17 protein-coding genes are annotated in these 16,523 nt (G+C 62.0%); 10 read left to right on the top strand and 7 right to left on the bottom strand.

What is annotated here, in order from left to right:
• Positions 1-90 precede the first annotated feature (90 nt).
• The 8 genes from nifE (at position 91) to HFC70_RS00215 (ending at position 7,882) form a co-directional block, all read left to right on the top strand.
• Positions 91-1,596: a nitrogenase iron-molybdenum cofactor biosynthesis protein NifE gene (gene nifE, locus HFC70_RS00250; RefSeq protein WP_168471195.1), complete on the top strand. Its 1,506-nt coding sequence runs from the start codon at positions 91-93 to the stop codon at positions 1,594-1,596.
• Positions 1,596-2,978, top strand: coding sequence for a nitrogenase iron-molybdenum cofactor biosynthesis protein NifN (gene nifN, locus HFC70_RS00245; RefSeq protein ID WP_168471194.1), 1,383 nt, complete (start codon positions 1,596-1,598; stop codon positions 2,976-2,978). The genes nifE and nifN overlap by 1 nt, the downstream gene beginning before the upstream one ends.
• The gene (nifX, locus tag HFC70_RS00240) at positions 2,944-3,444 is read left to right on the top strand and encodes a nitrogen fixation protein NifX (RefSeq protein ID WP_168471193.1); all 501 of its coding nucleotides are present in this window, start codon (positions 2,944-2,946) and stop codon (positions 3,442-3,444) included. Before nifN ends, nifX begins: the two co-directional genes overlap by 35 nt.
• Before the next feature lie 13 nt (positions 3,445-3,457).
• A complete protein-coding gene (locus HFC70_RS00235) occupies positions 3,458-3,943 on the top strand; it encodes a NifX-associated nitrogen fixation protein (protein WP_168471192.1) in 486 nt (161 codons plus the stop codon).
• A gap of 27 nt (positions 3,944-3,970) precedes the next feature.
• On the top strand, positions 3,971-4,171 hold the full coding sequence (locus tag HFC70_RS00230; RefSeq protein WP_168471191.1) for a CCE_0567 family metalloprotein: 201 nt from the start codon (positions 3,971-3,973) through the stop codon (positions 4,169-4,171).
• The gene (gene fdxB / locus HFC70_RS00225; RefSeq protein ID WP_168471190.1) at positions 4,171-4,488 is read left to right on the top strand and encodes a ferredoxin III, nif-specific; all 318 of its coding nucleotides are present in this window, start codon (positions 4,171-4,173) and stop codon (positions 4,486-4,488) included. Before HFC70_RS00230 ends, fdxB begins: the two co-directional genes overlap by 1 nt.
• A 42-nt stretch (positions 4,489-4,530) precedes the next feature.
• Positions 4,531-5,157, top strand: a complete 627-nt coding sequence (locus HFC70_RS00220; protein ID WP_168471189.1) for a nitrogen fixation protein NifQ — start codon at positions 4,531-4,533, stop codon at positions 5,155-5,157.
• Between the two features lie 190 nt (positions 5,158-5,347).
• Entirely contained in the window at positions 5,348-7,882 is a 2,535-nt protein-coding gene (locus tag HFC70_RS00215) for a methyl-accepting chemotaxis protein (RefSeq protein ID WP_168471188.1), read from the top strand.
• 72 nt (positions 7,883-7,954) lie between these two features.
• Here HFC70_RS00215 and HFC70_RS00210 read toward each other — a convergent pair whose 3' ends face one another.
• The 6 genes from HFC70_RS00210 to rsgA form a co-directional block, all read right to left on the bottom strand.
• The gene (locus HFC70_RS00210) at positions 7,955-8,443 is read right to left on the bottom strand and encodes a MucR family transcriptional regulator (RefSeq protein WP_168471727.1); all 489 of its coding nucleotides are present in this window, start codon (positions 8,441-8,443) and stop codon (positions 7,955-7,957) included.
• Positions 8,444-8,572: 129 nt separating this feature from the next.
• Positions 8,573-8,839: a hypothetical protein gene (locus HFC70_RS00205; protein ID WP_168471187.1), complete on the bottom strand. Its 267-nt coding sequence runs from the start codon at positions 8,837-8,839 to the stop codon at positions 8,573-8,575.
• A 211-nt stretch (positions 8,840-9,050) separates the two neighbouring features.
• The gene (locus HFC70_RS00200; RefSeq protein WP_168471186.1) at positions 9,051-10,316 is read right to left on the bottom strand and encodes an ATP-binding protein; all 1,266 of its coding nucleotides are present in this window, start codon (positions 10,314-10,316) and stop codon (positions 9,051-9,053) included.
• On the bottom strand, positions 10,313-11,044 hold the full coding sequence (locus HFC70_RS00195) for a response regulator (protein WP_168471185.1): 732 nt from the start codon (positions 11,042-11,044) through the stop codon (positions 10,313-10,315). Before HFC70_RS00195 ends, HFC70_RS00200 begins: the two co-directional genes overlap by 4 nt.
• A 234-nt stretch (positions 11,045-11,278) precedes the next feature.
• The gene (locus HFC70_RS00190; RefSeq protein ID WP_168471184.1) at positions 11,279-11,425 is read right to left on the bottom strand and encodes a hypothetical protein; all 147 of its coding nucleotides are present in this window, start codon (positions 11,423-11,425) and stop codon (positions 11,279-11,281) included.
• 83 nt (positions 11,426-11,508) lie between these two features.
• Complete coding sequence (rsgA, locus tag HFC70_RS00185; protein WP_168471183.1) at positions 11,509-12,549, bottom strand: ribosome small subunit-dependent GTPase A; 1,041 nt, start codon at positions 12,547-12,549, stop codon at positions 11,509-11,511.
• A gap of 281 nt (positions 12,550-12,830) precedes the next feature.
• On the opposite strand from rsgA, the gene HFC70_RS00180 reads away from it, so the two are divergent.
• Positions 12,831-13,730: a bifunctional methylenetetrahydrofolate dehydrogenase/methenyltetrahydrofolate cyclohydrolase gene (locus HFC70_RS00180; protein WP_168471182.1), complete on the top strand. Its 900-nt coding sequence runs from the start codon at positions 12,831-12,833 to the stop codon at positions 13,728-13,730.
• A 17-nt stretch (positions 13,731-13,747) separates the two neighbouring features.
• Here the strand turns inward: HFC70_RS00180 and HFC70_RS00175 are convergent, their stop codons facing one another.
• Entirely contained in the window at positions 13,748-14,773 is a 1,026-nt protein-coding gene (locus HFC70_RS00175; protein WP_168471181.1) for a substrate-binding domain-containing protein, read from the bottom strand.
• Between the two features lie 300 nt (positions 14,774-15,073).
• Between HFC70_RS00175 and HFC70_RS00170 the strand changes: the two genes are divergently transcribed.
• Entirely contained in the window at positions 15,074-16,432 is a 1,359-nt protein-coding gene (locus tag HFC70_RS00170) for an ABC transporter substrate-binding protein (protein WP_168471180.1), read from the top strand.
• Positions 16,433-16,523: the final 91 nt, after the last annotated feature.

The raw sequence follows: 16,523 nt of genomic DNA, 5'->3' as shown, positions 1-16,523 counted from the left end.
AAAAATTGTTTTTCTTGATGCTGGCATGCCGCTTGCAGAACTCTGTTTGTCGCCTCCTTTCCGGAGGTGGTTCGAACAAGGAACCCGCCAATGTCGCTGAAAGCAAAGATCGACGACGTGTTCAACGAGCCCGGTTGCGACAAGAACCAGGGCAAGGATGCCAAGGCGCGCAAGAAGGGCTGTTCCAAGCCGCTGACGCCGGGGGCGGCGGCCGGCGGCTGCGCCTTTGACGGCGCCAAGATCGTGCTGCAGCCGATCACCGATGTCGCCCATCTGATCCACGCGCCGCTCGCCTGCGAGGGCAATTCCTGGGACAACCGCGGGGCGGCGTCCTCGGGGCCGGATCTCTGGCGCACCTCGTTCACGACAGACCTGACCGAGCTCGACATCGTTCTGGGACAAGGCGAGAAGAAGCTGTTCAAGGCGATCCGCGAGATTTCGGACACATACGCCCCGCCGGCGATCTTCGTCTATTCGACCTGCGTGACGGCGCTGATCGGCGACGATATCGAAGCGGTCTGTCGGCGGGCGGCGGAAAAGTTCGGGCTTCCCGTGGTGCCGGTCAACGCGCCGGGCTTTGTCGGCTCGAAGAACCTCGGCAACAAGCTGGCCGGCGAGGCGCTGCTCGACCATGTGATCGGCACGCAGGAGCCGGACGACGTCACGGATATGGACGTCAATATTCTCGGCGAGTTCAACCTCTCCGGCGAGTTCTGGATGGTGAAGCCGCTGCTCGAAAAGCTCGGCATGCGGATACGCGCCTGCATCCCCGGCGACGCGCGATACCATGATGTCGCCACCGCCCACCGCGCCCGGGCGACGATGATGGTCTGTTCCACCGCGCTCATCAATCTCGCCCGCAAGATGGAGGAGCGCTGGGGCATCCCCTATTTCGAAGGCTCGTTCTACGGCATTTCCGACACATCCGATGCCCTGCGCCAGCTGGCGCGGCTGCTGGTCAATCAAGGAGCGTCCCCTGTGCTCCTTGACCGGACGGAATCCCTCATCGAGGAAGAGGAGGCCGCCGCCTGGGCCGCCCTCGAGGGATTCCGTCCCCGCCTTGAAGGAAAGCGCGTGCTGCTCAACACCGGCGGCGTGAAGTCCTGGTCGGTGGTCCATGCCCTGCAGGAAATTGGCATCGAGATCGTCGGCACCTCGGTCAAGAAATCGACGCCGGAGGACAAGGAGCGCATCAAGCAGATCCTCAAAGACGAGAACCACATGTTCGACTCGATGGCGCCGCGCGATCTTTATGCCATGCTGGCAGAGCACAAGGCAGACATTATGTTGTCGGGCGGCCGTACCCAGTTCATTGCGCTGAAAGCCAAGATGCCCTGGCTCGATATCAACCAGGAACGCCATCACCCCTATGCCGGCTATGACGGCATGGTGGAGCTGGTACGCCAGATCGACATCGCCATTCACAATCCGGTCTGGCAGACGGTGCGCGAACCCTGTCCCTGGGACGGAGAGGGGAATCCGGCCGAAATCGCCGTGGTTGTGTCTCCGCCAAGCGATGAGGCCGCGCTGCCGGCGCCAAACCATGCCTTCCGAAAATTTCTGTCCACCACCGCCGACGACATGGGAGAATGCTGATGGCTCGCGTATTGCACCAGACCAAATCCGCGGCGGTCAATCCGCTCAAATCCTCGCAGCCGCTGGGCGCCGCCTTTGCCTATCTCGGCGTCGATGGCGCCATGCCGCTGTTCCACGGCAGCCAGGGCTGCACGTCCTTCGCACTGGTTCTGTTCGTGCGCCATTTCAAGGAGACCATCCCCCTGCAGACCACCGCCATGGACGAGGTGGCGACCATTCTCGGCGGAGCCGATCACCTGGAAGAGGCGATCCTCAACTTGAAGAGCCGCACCAAGCCGTCGCTGATCGGCATCTGCACCACGGCGCTGGTCGAGACGCGCGGCGAGGACTTCGCCGGCGATGTCGCGGCGATCAAGGTGCGCCGCGCCGAGGAACTGGCCGGTACCGAGGTCGTGCTGTCGACCACGCCGGATTTCGACGGCGCCATCGAGGAGGGCTGGGCCAAGGCCGTCACATCGATGATCGACGGCGTGACGATCGCGGGCGAACGGGTGCGGGATCCGAAAAAGGTAGCGATCCTGCCCGGCTGGCACCTGACGGTGGCCGATATCGAACATATCCGCGAAACGGTGGAAAGTTTTGGCCTGACGCCGGTCATCCTGCCGGATGTCTCCGGTTCGCTCGACGGCACCGTGCCGGACCGCTGGATCCCGACCACCTATGGCGGCACCCGCGTCGAGGATATCCGCGATCTCGGCACCTGCTTCCAGGCGATCGCCATCGGCGAACACATGCGGGCGCCGGCCGAAGCCCTGCAGGCCCGAACCGGTGTGCCCTATTCGCTGTTCCAGCAACTGTCGGGCCTGAAGAGCATCGACCGTTTCATCACCATGCTGGCGCTCATCTCAGGCAAGCCGGTGCCGCAATCGATCCGCCGCCGCCGGGCGCAATTGCAGGATGCCCTGCTCGACGGCCATTTCCATTTCGGCGGCAAGAAGATCGCCATCGGTGCCGAGCCCGATCATCTCTACCAGCTCGCGACGTTCTTTCTCGGCCTTGGTGCCGAGATTTCCGCCGCGGTGACCACAACAGGCGGTTCGCGCATCCTGTCGAAAGTGCCGACCGACACCGTGCAGGTCGGAGACCTCTCCGATCTCGAGTTCCTGGCCGAAGGCGCCGATCTGCTGGTCACCCATTCGCACGGCCGCCAGGCCGCCGAGCGCCTCGGCATTCCGCTGATGCGGGTCGGCTTCCCGATCTTCGACCGGCTCGGCAGCCAGCACAAGCTGAGCGTTCTCTACGAGGGCGCCCGCACCATGATCTTCGAGGCGGCGAATATCTTCCAGGCCAATATCCGACCGCCGACCCCGCAAGGCCTCAACCCGTTCCGCAACAGGGAGACTGACAATGACAGCTGTCCGACGTCTATCACTCGTCACTGACGAGATGCCGGCACCTGCACCTGAGCGCCCGAAGGGCGTGCTTCGCATCGCCATCGCCACGCAGGACATGAAGGGGCTGAACGCCCATTTCGGCTCTGCCAAGCTGTTTGCCGTCTACGATGTCACCCCCGCCGGCTGGCAATTCGTCGAGGCCGTCGGCTTCGGCGATGTGTCGGACGAAAGCGGCAATCACAAATCCGAGGGCGATGACCGCATCACGCCCAAGGTGGAGGCGCTGAGAGGCTGCCACCTGCTGTTCTGCCTGGCGATCGGCGGCCCCTCGGCCGCCAAGGTCGTCTCGGCCAAGATCCATCCGATCAAGGTGCCGCAGCCGTCCTCAATCGACGAGGTGCTGGCGCGGACCCAGACCATGCTGAAGACTGCACCGCCGCCCTGGCTGCGCAAGGTTCTGGCCGAAGCCGGCCTTGGCGAGACGAAACCATCCTTCGATGACGACGACAATTGAAAAGGAACCGACCATGACTCCGACAGCCGTACTCGAGAAGCTCGCCGCCAATGATGATGTCGACGCGCTCGCGACGCCCTTCATGAAATGCTTGGTGCGCCTGATGCGTGCCCAGGACACCTATGACGCCTGGGAGGGCCGCTCCGATGCGTCGATCCTCGGTGATTACATCCTGACCAAGGAACAGCGCCGCGAGATCCCGATCATCGGCGATCCGGATCCTGATGTGCTGTGGCGGCTCGATATCTTCTATTCCGCCATTGGCCTGGCCATCGAGCAGGAGACCGGCATCATCGCGTCGCCGATGATGAAGATGAGCCATGAGGGTTTCGGCCGGGTGCTGCTGACGGCGGGCCGATTGGTGGTCGTGCTGAAATCGCTGCGCGATGTCCACCGCTTCGGCTTCGAGACGCTCGCCAAGCTGTCGGACGCCGGCGACAAGCTGGTGCGCGATGCGGTCGAGATGATCGAGAAATATCCCGAAGTGGCCCGGTACTGAAACCCCGTTCGATCAAGGAGACATCGCATGTCCGAACTCGAGGAACTGCAGAAGAAGGTCCGCAAGCTGAACTCCCGGGCCGGCAATGCCAAGATGGAATTGCATGACCTGGCGGAAGACCTGCCGGTCAACTGGACCGAGATCAAGGCGGTGGCCGAGCGCACCTATGCGGTGTTTGCCGAGCTGGAAGCGGCCAAGCAGCAATTGAGCGCATTGGAGAACGCCTGATGGCCGCCCCCTTTGAAACCCGCGACGGGTCAGCCTGGATGCCGGACTACCTGACGGCGATCGATGGTGCGACCTGCATTGGCTGCGGACGCTGCTTCAAGGTCTGTTCGCGCGAGGTGATGCATCTCTACGGCGTCGACGACGAGGGCGAAATCCTCGGTCGCTGCGACAATGACGGCGACGATTTCGATGGCGACCTCAACCGCATGATCATGGTCGTCGACCGGGCCGGCGCCTGCATCGGCTGCGGCGCCTGTGCGCGCGTCTGTCCCAAGAACTGCCAGACCCATGTGACGGCCGGAGCGCTGGCCGCATGACCCGACCTCTTGTCTTGGCCGATAACTTGAAGGAGCGTTTCGATGTTTGCTGATCACTATGCCTGCCTGATGGCCGGACAATGGCCGGCGATCGACGCGGATACCGCCTTCGACCATCATGCGCTTGCCTGCGCCCTTTCGATGGCCCGCGACGAAGCCCTTGACGGTTCGACAACCTTCAATGCAGCCTGCGGGCTGGGATCGCGGGATCTGGCCTCGGTCATCGCCTGCAACTTTCCCGGCGTCTGTCTGAGCTTTTTCGATGTCGGGCGCGCGGGCACCGAGCCGGAGCGGGAGGTGGAGGAGGACCTGCTTCTGGCGCTGCTGCTGGACCATGCCGACGGCGCCAAGATCAACAGCGTGTTTTTCGCCCATATCGTTGCCCGCCGCGCCATGCGCGACGATCATCTCTGGCAGGATCTGGGCCTGTTCGAGCGGCCTGAATTGACCCGCCTGCTGAATCGCCACTTCCCGAGTCTCGCGCGCGGCAATACCAGTAACATGAAGTGGAAGAAGTATTTCTATCGCCGGCTCTGCGAGGCCGAAGGATTTTCGATTTGCAGCGCGCCCAGCTGTCGCGAATGCCATGATTTCGAGGGCTGCTTCGGCGAGGAGAGCGGCGAGAGCCGGCTGGCGCGCCTGAAGAACGGGATGGTCCAGGCGGCCTGAGAGCGCATGCCGCCGGCTCAATCAGCAGACGTTTTAACAAAATGCAATTATATGATCTTTCTCTCCTTTAATCATTCCTCAGCACTCCCGAATGTAGGATGCCCGGATTCTGAAGAGGGTGGAGGCCCTCTTTGTCGTGCGGCCTCTACTGTCTTCTTGGTGGTATTCAACGTTTGGGAGCGTAGAAAGCATGTTTATTGATCGTATCCTGTCCCGGTTCAGGATTCAGACAAAGGTGCTGATCTTCATTTTACCTTTCGTCGTCAGCATCACGGCTGTCGGCTTTACCGGCCTCTACGCATCAGGTCTGCTGCAAGGGCGGATTGAGATATCCAACAGCGTTCTGCAATCCTTGAGCGGCTTCCGCGACGTATCCGGCGCGATGAACGACTTCCTGAAAAATGCCACGGCCGAAAGCCGGGACAAGGTCGTCGACAAGCTGCAAAGCCAGCAGGCGACCTTGAAGGAGACGCTGTCGCAGCTTGGTGCCGATGCCGATGGCCGGGCCGAACTGGAGGAGACAACGACGGCCGTCGATGGCGTGGTCAAGCATATGGCGTCCCTGTGGAGCCTGCATGAAACCGAAACCGGCCTGATCCAATCTCTGCAGAAGGGTGTCAGCGCCATCGTCAGTTCGCAGATCGACATTAACGAGGCGATGAAGAAGGTCTCCCGCGCTGTCGAGGACGACGAGACCGCCGCCAAGCAGATGCTGCGCGATGCCGACCGCATCGCGCTCAGCGCGACGGTTCTTTCCGGCATCAATTCCAAGTTCACCAAGATGAAGACGCCGGAGGAAAAGTTCGACGTTGTGGCAGGTAGCCTCGACGAGATGAAGACGCGCCATCGGCTGCTGTCCATCTCGCTGCCGGAGAAGAACAAATCGGCGGCCAAGACGCTGGAGACGATCATCAAGGATCTCGGCGGCATGGTGGCAGCCGGCGACAAATCCCAGCTCGTGGTCGACGAGATGACGGCACGGCTGCGCAATTTCACCCAGATGTCCGCCTATCTGGGGATTGCCGCCCAGCAGAAGATGAAGGACGCTACGGCCCGCTTCGGCGAACTCGACGAGCCGCTGCAAAAGGCCCAGGCCATTCTCGACAACAGCCGCAGCCTGATCAATTCCTCCTATTCCATCCAGATCATGATGGCTCGTTTCATGCTGGCGCCGACCAGCCAGAATCTGACTCGCCTGACGCAGGAATTTGCCAGCGTGCGCAAGGATCTGGCGACGCTCGAAGGCAGCGCCGGTGATCGCGAATTCCTGCCGCCGCTGAAGGCCAAGCTGGCGCCTGCTATCGAGACGATGGAAAAGGCGAGCGCTGATCTCGTAAAGATCGCTGAGGAACGGGCTAAAAACTTCCAGGTGGCTGCGGCAGATCTTGACGTCATCTGGAGCCAGCTCACCTCCTTTGCGGAGCAGCAGAAGCAGAGCGCCGGCGTGGAGCGCGAAAGTGCCAATTCGATTTCGATCGGCGCTACCGTGCTTGGCATTCTGATTTCGCTGTTTGCCGGTATCGGCCTGGTCATCACCTTCAAGGGGCCGATCGGCCAGATTACCGACGCCATGCGCAGGTTGGCAGAAGGCGTACTCGACACGCGCATCAACGGCGAGAGTCGCGTCGACGAGATCGGCGAGATGGCCCGCGCCCTTGGCGTCTTCAAGCAGAATGCCCTGTCGAAGATCGAGATCGAAACCCGCAGCGAGGCCGAGCGGGCCGAGGTCGAAGAAGAGCGTCGCCGCAACGATCGCGACAAGCAGGAAACCGACCGCCAGATCGACTTCGCCGTCAATGCCCTGGCAATGGGCCTCGGGCGTTTGTCCCAGGGCGACATTTCCGAAACAATCGAGACGCCGTTCTTTGGCCGTCTCGAACAGTTGCGTACCGATTTCAATTCCTCGCTGGTGCGACTGCAGGATACGATGATGCAGATCCGCTCCAACACCTACATGATCCAGCGCAATGCCGGAGAGATGAGCCAGTCGGCCGACGAACTGGCCAAGCGCACCGAGCAGCAGGCGGCATCGCTGGAGGAAACGGCGGCAGCCGTCGAGCAGATCACCACCACGGTCAAGTCCTCGGCGGCCCGGGCCGAAGAGGCAAACCGCATCGTTGCCGAGACGAAGAAGTCGGCCGATACCTCGTCAGCCGTCGTCGCCGACGCCATCGAGGCCATGGACCGCATCGAAGCCGCTTCGGGCCAGATCGTGCAGATCATCGACGTTATTGACGAAATTGCCTTCCAGACCAATCTCTTGGCGCTGAATGCCGGCATCGAGGCGGCGCGGGCCGGAGAGGCTGGCAAGGGCTTTGCCGTCGTTGCCCAGGAAGTGCGCGAACTGGCACAACGCTCGGCCACCGCCGCGCACCAGATCAAGGACCTGATCAACAAGTCGAGCACCGAGGTTTCGTCCGGCGCACGCCTGGTGCAGCAGACGGGCACGGTGCTCTCGGAAATCTCCTCCAAGATCGTTACCGTCTCGGATCGCGTCCATGTGATCGCGACGGCCAGCCGCGAGCAGTCGGATGCGCTGGGCGAAGTGAACTCGGCCGTCAATCAGATGGACCAGATGACGCAGCGCAATGCCGCGATGGTCGAGGAAACCAATGCTGCGACACGCCAGCTTGCCGACGAGGCCGATGCCTTGATGTCGCTGGTCGATCGGTTCAAGCTGGCCGACCAGCGTTCCGGCAGCGCCACGACGCATCGCGCCGCCTGATCGCTGAGCGGATTTCTCGCTCCATAAAGTGATACCATGCCCGCGACCGCCGCGCGGGCATGGACAACAAGCTCAGACCAGTTGCAAGCGCTGCGCTTTTTGGGTGCGCGGTCGGACCTCTACCGTTGGTCCGGCCTGCCGAGCCGGCTCGGCGACCACCGGTCGCTTGCCGAGGCCGCTGGCGCGGGCCAGTTCCGAACGCTTCTTGGCATAGTTGCGCGCGACCATCGGATAGGACGGTGAGAGATCCCATTTCCTGCGGTACTCTTCCGGAGTCAGATTGTACTGCGTTCTCAGGTGACGCTTCATCGATTTGAACTTCTGCCCGTCCTCCAGGCAGATGACGAAGTCGTCGGTCAGCGATTTCTCAATCGGCACGGCAGGCCGCAGGACCTCGACAGTGCGCGACGAAGCGCCGTTTGCGGTGCAGGCGGTAAGCGACGAATGGGTTTCCGATATCAGGCGCGCGATATCGGCGACCGGTGTCACGTTGCGGCGCAGATAGGCCGAGACGATCTGTGCGGTCAGCGTCAGCCGGCTCTCGGCCGGGTCCTGCTCCATGCTTGCAAGGCTGGCCCTGTCTTCGTCCTGGTTCGGTGTCGAGGATATCAAATCGAGGCTCCTATCGTGCCCGTGATCGCCCGTCGGCACGGTGGGGCCGTCCGTCGATCCGTCGGGTGCAGAATTGGTTTAGTGTTCCGGAACGTCGCCAAATCCGGCTACATCCCGCCAGAAATGCTGGGCCAGGAAACCAATGGTTTGGTTCCTGCCGAAGGCGTCGCAGTCTTCCAACTTGAATAGGTCGGGATGCATCTGCAGCGGTTCGTGATTGCCGCACTGCCAGATTCTGTCCTGTTCCGTATCAAAGCGGTCTTCAGTTGCCACCGTCATTGCGGCCCTTGCATATCGGTGTGCCGGAACGGTGTCCGGGGTCTGGCGCGAAAGATCCACGGACATGCTTGGTCCCTGGTAGGATCTCTCTTGTGTCCCATCGATGGACTGTCGATCTCCACCGGATGGTTAATTCGACAATACTGTCGGGAACGAACGTAAAGATTTCTGAATATTTCTGAAATCTGGAATTTTCATGGAATTGTGTTTCGGCGCTTTTCTGAGGGGCATTACCTGAGCCGAAAATCGGCGCCGCCGGATGACGCGCCATCATCGGCTATGGAGCGTCGTCCGAGGCCTCGGGCAGGGCGACAACGACCTCAAGGCCGCGTGCCACGCGGTTGCGCACGGTGATGCCGCCGTTGAACCGCTCGATGATTTCCTTGGCGATCGCCAACCCCAGGCCCGCTCCGGGTATCGCCTTGCGCCTGGCGATGTCGATGCGAAAGAACGGCTCGAAGATCTGGCCGAGCAGATCGGGCGGCACGCCGGGGCCGCTATCCTCGATCCTGACCAGGGCCTTGCCCGCCTGTCGCTCGACGGTCACCATCGCTGCTTCGCCGTGGGTTGCGGCATTGATGATCAGGTTGCGCAGGGCCCGCGTCAGAGCGAGCGGATCTGCGTAGACGGTTATCGTCTCAAGCGATCCCTGTTTGACCTTCAAGTCGAGTGCCGAGACTTCGCTGATGATCTTCCCAACGGCCGTGTCGAGACGCAGCTTCTCCGGTTTGCTGGCGCCGACCTCTTCGCGCACCAGCCGGATGGCGCTGTCGGCAATGGAATCCAGCTCTTCAAGATCGGCAAACCACTTGCCGCGCTCGGCGTCGTCCTCAATAAATTCGGCGCGCAGGCGCATCCGGGTCATCGGTGTACGCAGGTCATGCCCTGCGGCCGCAACCAGCCGCATGCGGCTCTCCGTTGCCGCCCTCAGGCGTGTCGAAAGCCTGTTGAGCGCTTGTGCCGTGGCGCGCAACTCGCGATTGCCGGTCTCTGGAATATGGGCAAACATCCCGTCCGCCCCGACGTCAGCCATCGCATTTTCGATCAACTGCAGCGGCCGGGTGATCTTCGTGGCGGCGAATACGGCAATGAAAGCGCTGCCGACAATGATCAACGCCAGCCAGGTCAACAGCCGCTTCCACTCGCCGGGCGGAGGTCCGAGCCCGCGCAACGGAGCGATCAGCCAATTGCCGTCGGCAAGCTGGAGTGACACGATTGCGGTCCAGGACTCATCGCCGCGCACCACGGAGGAGGATCTGGACGATCCGATCCGTTTCAACGACTCGGACATAACAGTCGAAAACTCTGTGTCGGCTTCGCCATCGTTCGGCTGCGGACGGATGACTGCGCCCGCCGAGATGGCTGCAGTCCGGTCCCTCTCGACCAGTGTGGCAAGCAGTTCCAGCTTGCGCGCCTCGACCCTGCTGAAGTCCTCGCTGATCGGTGGCCGTAGCACGAAAAAGGCCGCCACGGTGGACAGGATGACCACGAACACGATGGCTGCCACCAGAAGGGCGGCAATACGGAAGACCAGGGATTTCATTCGTCATCCAGAAGCGTTGTTACCGGCACGACCAATTGGTAGCCGCCATGGCGGATGGTTCTGAAAATGGGGGCCTCGGCTGTTTCTCCAAGCTTGCGGCGCAGCCGGCTCACCAGAACGTCGATGGAACGGTCGGCCGAGTCCCGTTCCTTGCTCTGGGTGAGATCCAGCAATTGCTCCCGCGACAGGCGTTGCCCGGAATGTTCGACGAAGGCCTGCAGCAGGTCGAATTCGGCACCGGTGAGATCAAAGACCTCGCCCGCAAACCGCTCCACCCGCCGTCTTTGCGGGTCCAGGGAAAACTCGCCGAAGCGGTAGCGCCGCGGCAGATCCTCCAGTGAATCGATGGCATGGACACGGCGCAGCACCGCCCGGATACGTGCCGCCAGTTCGCGGGGATTGAAGGGTTTGCCCAGATAGTCGTCCGCACCGATCTCAAGGCCGAGGATACGATCGATGTCCTCCTTCAGCGCGGTGAGCAGGATGACGGGCATATGCGGCGTTTGCCGGTGCAGGTCGCGGCAGAAATCGAAGCCGGACCCGTCCGGTAGCATCACGTCAAGCACGATCAGGTCCGGCCGCGACCGGCTGATGGCCTCGGAGCAGCCCCGCAGATGGGCGGCCGTCGAAATCTCGAAGCCCTGTTCTTCCAGATACCGGCTGAGAAGCGTGCGGATTTCCATATCGTCGTCGACGATCAGAACTCTTGGCGCTGACCTCGAAATCATGAGCTGCGTTTCCTCTCGGCAGGCAGGGTGGTGGACCTCTTTATGCATCAAACGGTCCCGGTTTCCAGCGCTGATGCCAGTCTTCTTACAATGACCGTTTTTCGGAAACATTGGGAAAAAATAGGGGGCGCTTCCTGCCACGGGTCGTCCCATGGCACTTCGGTGCTGCGACCGAAACCGCCGATACGAGCGCCGTCACCGGACCTGTGCTCGAGCAATCGTCCGCCCTGGCGGTCAGCCGCCAATGAAGCTGAAATAGGCCCATGCCGCCACGAATGCCGCGACGACGCCGAGGATCGTCAACGCCTTGCGCAGCCCTGGGCGGGGTGTCTTCGGCTTCGGGGGTTTCGGCGGTTGCTTGAAGTCGATGATATTTGACACGCTGGGCTCCGTTCCGTCTGTGGCAGATTATAGGGCGCCAAGGTTTCCAAAGTCCTGCCGCTTCCGAAAGCGGCGCAGCCGCCTCAATATTTCTTGCGGTTCGACGTCGTCTTGTTGCCACGCGGCCCGGTCTGTGCGGGCGTGTTGTTGCGGTTTTCTTCGAGCAGCTTGCGCCAGCGTGCCAACCGCTCGGCGGGCAGGGTGCCGGCGGCAATCGCCGCCTGCACCGCACAGCCCGGCTCATGGGCATGGGTACAGTCACGAAACCGGCAGGATGGTGCCAGATCGGTGATTTCGGCAAACAGTGTGTCGATGCCCTCGGCGGCGTCGCTGACATTGAGCGTGCGCATGCCGGGTGTGTCGATGATCCAGCCGCCGCCGGCAATGGCATGCAGCGAGCGCGCCGTCGTGGTATGGCGCCCCTTGGCGTCGCGTTCGCGGATACCACCGGTCTCCTGCGACGTGTCGCGGTTCGGGCCGGCCAGCGTGTTCACCAGCGTCGACTTGCCGACGCCGGACGAACCGATCATCGCCACCGTCCGGCCGGGCCTGCACCAGGGAGCAAGCGCCAAAGCGCTGTCGGGCGAGCGGGCATTCACGGTTACCACCGCCAGCCCGCGCTGCAGAGCAGCTGCCTCGTCTTGATAGGTGGAAGCGTCTTCGGCTGTGTCAGCCTTTGTCAACACGATCACCGGCTCGGTGCCCGCCTGGTTGGACAGGGCCAGATAGCGCTCCAGCCGGGCCGGATTGAAATCGAGATTGCAGGAAGTGACGATGAACAGCGTATCGACATTCGCGGCCGCCAGCTGCGGCGCCTTCCTGCCTTCGATGCGCCGCTGCAGCAGTGTCCGGCGGTCGAGCCGGCGGTTGAGCGCAAGGCTGCGGGGCTCGGCCAGAACCCAGTCTCCCACCGCAAAGTCGCCTGTGTTGGCATGCACCGGCAATTCGACGTCGACAGGGCCTTCGATGGATAGGCCTGTCAGCCGGGCGCGATGCACGGAGGCGATCCGCACGATGGCAAGGTCGGATTCGGCGGGCAGCAGCTGTTCCGCGAAAAAGGCGGTCCAGCCGAGCGCCGTCAGCGATGGGTCGACAGGATCTGTCACAGAAATGCCCGGGGGCATGGCGTCGCAATCATCGATCATCTCCCGGACGGAACAGATAGGAGACGCTGATAGCAGAAGCGTCACCCCTCCGGCAATCGTTTCCGCAGCCGTGGCGGAGCCATCGACCGGGATATGGTCTGCGGCATCGTGACCGTCTTTTTTCAGTGCTGTGGATGTTCCTTCGGCTCCAGATCTCTTGCATTTGCCGATTTTAGACACCATAGGGCGGTGGCAGGAAAATCGTGGCGAGAACCGGACGCTAGAGTGGACCGGACGTATCCAGGCAAGGGATGATCGGTGTGACGACAGTGATTGATGGCAAGCAGGCAGCCGCATCTGTGATCGAGGCAGTGACCTCTGCCGCGGCAGGTTACGAAAAACAGACCGGCGGCAAGGTGGGGCTTGCCGTGGTCATCGTCGGCAACGATCCGGCCAGCCATGCCTATGTCGGCTCCAAGAGCAAGATGGCCAAACAATGCGGCTTCAACTCCGTCCAGCATACGCTGCCCGAGGAGACGACCCAGGAAGAGTTGATGGCGCTGGTCGCCACGCTTAACGCCGACGCCTCCATTCACGGCGTCCTGGTCCAGCTACCGCTGCCCAAACATCTGCAGTCCGATGCGGTGATCCAGGCGATCCTGCCGGAAAAGGATGTCGATGGCCTCAACATCCTCAACGCTGGAAAGCTCGCCGTCGGCGATCTGGAGACGGGCCTGATCTCCTGCACTCCGGCCGGCGCCATGCTGCTGGTCCGCCAGATCCACGGCACGGATCTGTCCGGCCTCAATGCGCTGGTGATCGGCCGCTCCAACCTGTTCGGCAAGCCGATGGCGCAATTGCTTCTCGCCGCCAATGCCACCGTGACGATCGGCCATTCCCGCAGCCACGATTTGGCATCGCTCGGCCGCAATGCCGATATCCTGGTTGCCGCCGTCGGCCGCGCCCAGATGGTCAAGGTCGATTGGATCAAGCCTGGCGCGACGGTCATCGATGTCGGCATCAACCGCATTCCGGCGCCGGAAAAGGGCGAGGGCAAGAGCCGTCTGGTGGGCGATGTCGCCTTCGACGAATGCGTGGCCGTTGCCGGTGCCATTTCGCCGGTTCCAGGTGGCGTCGGCCCGATGACCATCGCCATGCTGATGGCCAATACCGCCATCGCCGCCTACCGCACGGCCGGGCTGACCGCACCGAAATTCTAAGCGGCAAATAGCCCGGTCTATCTGGGGGCGGGGCCGGTCGAGGCCCTGATCACCAGGTCGGCCTTCCACAATTCGTGCAGCGGCGGCTGTGGTTCCTGGCCGCCGATCTGACAGATCAATCGCTGGGCGATGCGATTGCCCGCAGCCCGCAGCGAAGACCGCGTCGTGGTCAGCGGGATCGAGAAGTTTTCAGGCTTCAGCAATGGCAGCACGTCGTCATGGGCGATCAGCGAGATGTCCTTGCCGAGCTTCAGCCCGGCCTGGTTGATCGCCCGCACCGCGCCGAGCGCGAGGACCGTGCTGGCGCACAGCACGGCGGTCGGCGGTTCCGGCTGGCGCAGCAGTTCTGCCATGCCGCGAAAGCCGAATTCGTCGGTCATCACAGAATGCCGCGTGTGGGAGGCGGCAAGCGTCAACCCGGCGCCGGCCAGCGCCGCCACGACGCCGTGGCGCCGGCGCATGGCGAAGTCGAGATCTTCCGGGCCGTTCAAAAGACCGAAATGGCGGTGGCCGAGCCGCAGCAGCAGGCTGGTCGCATCGTTGAAGGCTGCCTCGTTGTCCACGTCGAGATAGGGATAGTCGGGTTCAAGACCCAGAGATCGGCCATGCACCACGAAGGGTACCGGCAGGGTCTTGGCCATGGTGATGCGCGGATCCCTTTCCCGCATATAGGCGAGATAGTAGCCATCGACGCTGCCACTGGCGACCAGCCATCGGATGGCCTGCTCTTCCTCGCGCGGATGGGCCGGCATGATCACGAGGTGAAAGTCCTGCCGTAGCGCTTCTTCCGCCAGACCGCTCTGGAATTCGGCAAAATGGATGTCAGAACTGTGATCGGCGGCGATCGGCATGATAAGGCCGATCGATCCGGCTTTGCCCGTCGCCAGTCTCTGGGCGGCAAGATTAGGTCGGTAGCCGGTCTCCTTTGCCACCCGCAGCACGCGCTGACGCGTCTCCTCGTTGACCTCGGGATAACCGTTCAAGGCGCGGCTGATCGTCGTTTGCGACAGGCCGAGCAATTGCGATAACTGTTTCAGATTCACCTGTTGGCCACTCCTCGGGCCTGGCATCCGGACGTCGACGCCCTCCTCGTGAATGCCGAAGCGCTTCAAGCTTCTAGCAGCAGCGCAATGGCACATAAACAGGAAAATGACAAAGCCGATTGCCTGTGCTTAATTCGTAGTCACCTTATTGCGGCCTTTTGAGGCATTGGCTGAAAAAGGCTTGACTCTGTTTCGATCCAAGTGAAATTACACGTCGTCAAAGCGCTTTGAATAAATCCACTATTCAGGACGGACCTGGCGGGATCATCTCGCTGGACAATGTGATGGGAGGTAAATCACATGAAAAAGACTCTGCTATTGCACGTTGCTGCCCTTGCGCTGCTTGCCGGTTCTGCTGGCGCGGCGGAGCTGAAATTCGCCCCCGGCGAAGACAAGAAATTCAACTGGACGAGCTTTGAGGATTTCAAGAAGGGCCATGACCTGAAGGGGCAGAGCCTGACGATCTTCGGCCCCTGGCGCGGCGAAGACCAGACGCTGTTCGAAAGCGTGTTTGCCTATTTCGAGGAAGCGACCGGCATCGACGTCAAGTATTCCTCCTCTGAAAACTATGAACAGCAGATCGTCATCGACACCCAGGCCGGCAGTCCGCCGGAAGTCGCCATCCTGCCGCAACCCGGCCTGATCGCAGACCTTGCTTCCAAGGGTTATCTGACGCCGCTGGGCGACGACGTGAAGACCTGGCTGCTCGAAAACTACGCCGCCGGCCAGTCCTGGGTCGATCTGTCGACCTACAAGGGCAAGGACGGACAGCCCGCCCTTTACGCCTTCCCCTACAAGATCGACGTCAAGTCGTTGGTCTGGTACGTGCCGGAAAACTTTGAAGACGCCGGCTATGAAGTGCCCAAGACCATGGAAGAGTTGAAAGCCCTGACCGAGCAGATCGTCGAGGATGGCGGCACGCCGTGGTGCATCGGCCTTGGTTCAGGCGGCGCCACTGGCTGGCCGGCCACCGACTGGGTCGAGGACATGATGCTGCGCACCTCGTCTCCGGAGACCTATGACAAGTGGGTTACCAATGCCATCCCGTTCACCGATCCGGCCGTTCTGACCGCGATCGACGAGTTCGGCTGGTTTGCCAAGAACGACAAGTTCGTCGACGGCGGCTCGGCAGCCGTTGCGTCCACAGACTTCCGCGACAGCCCGAAGGGCCTGTTCGGCGCGCCGCCGAAGTGCTACCTGCACCATCAGGCGTCCTTCGTGCCGTCCTTCTTCCCTGAAGGCACGGTTGTCGGCGAAGATGCCGATTTCTTCTACATGCCGCCTTACGAAAGCAAGAAGGATCTCGGCAATCCGGTGCTCGGCGCTGGCACACTGGCACTGATCACCAAGGATTCGCCTGCCGCCCGTGCTTTCATCGAATTCCTGCAGACCCCGATCGCCCACGAATTGTGGATGGCACAGTCGAGCTTCCTGACGCCGTATAAGAGCGCCAGCAAGGATACTTATGCCAATGCGCCGATGGCCAAGCAGGGCGACATTCTTCTGAATGCCACCACCTTCCGCTTCGACGGCTCCGATCTGATGCCGGGCAAGATCGGCGCTGGCGCCTTCTGGACAGGCATGGTCGACTATACCGGTGGCAAGTCGGCAGCCGACGTGGCTGCTGAAATCCAGAAGGCCTGGGACGGCCTGAAGTAAGCCACTATCCTCGAAACGGATTGCCGGGCCAGAACGGGTCCGGCAATCTTCAAAAAAGCCGCGCCGCTGGCTCGTGCCGGATGAATGAGCG

Source organism: Agrobacterium sp. a22-2 (assembly GCF_012276985.1).
In the GTDB taxonomy this organism is placed as follows: domain Bacteria; phylum Pseudomonadota; class Alphaproteobacteria; order Rhizobiales; family Rhizobiaceae; genus Allorhizobium.
Note: the sequence above shows the minus strand (reverse complement) of the source record. Positions and strands in the feature narration are given on the sequence as shown.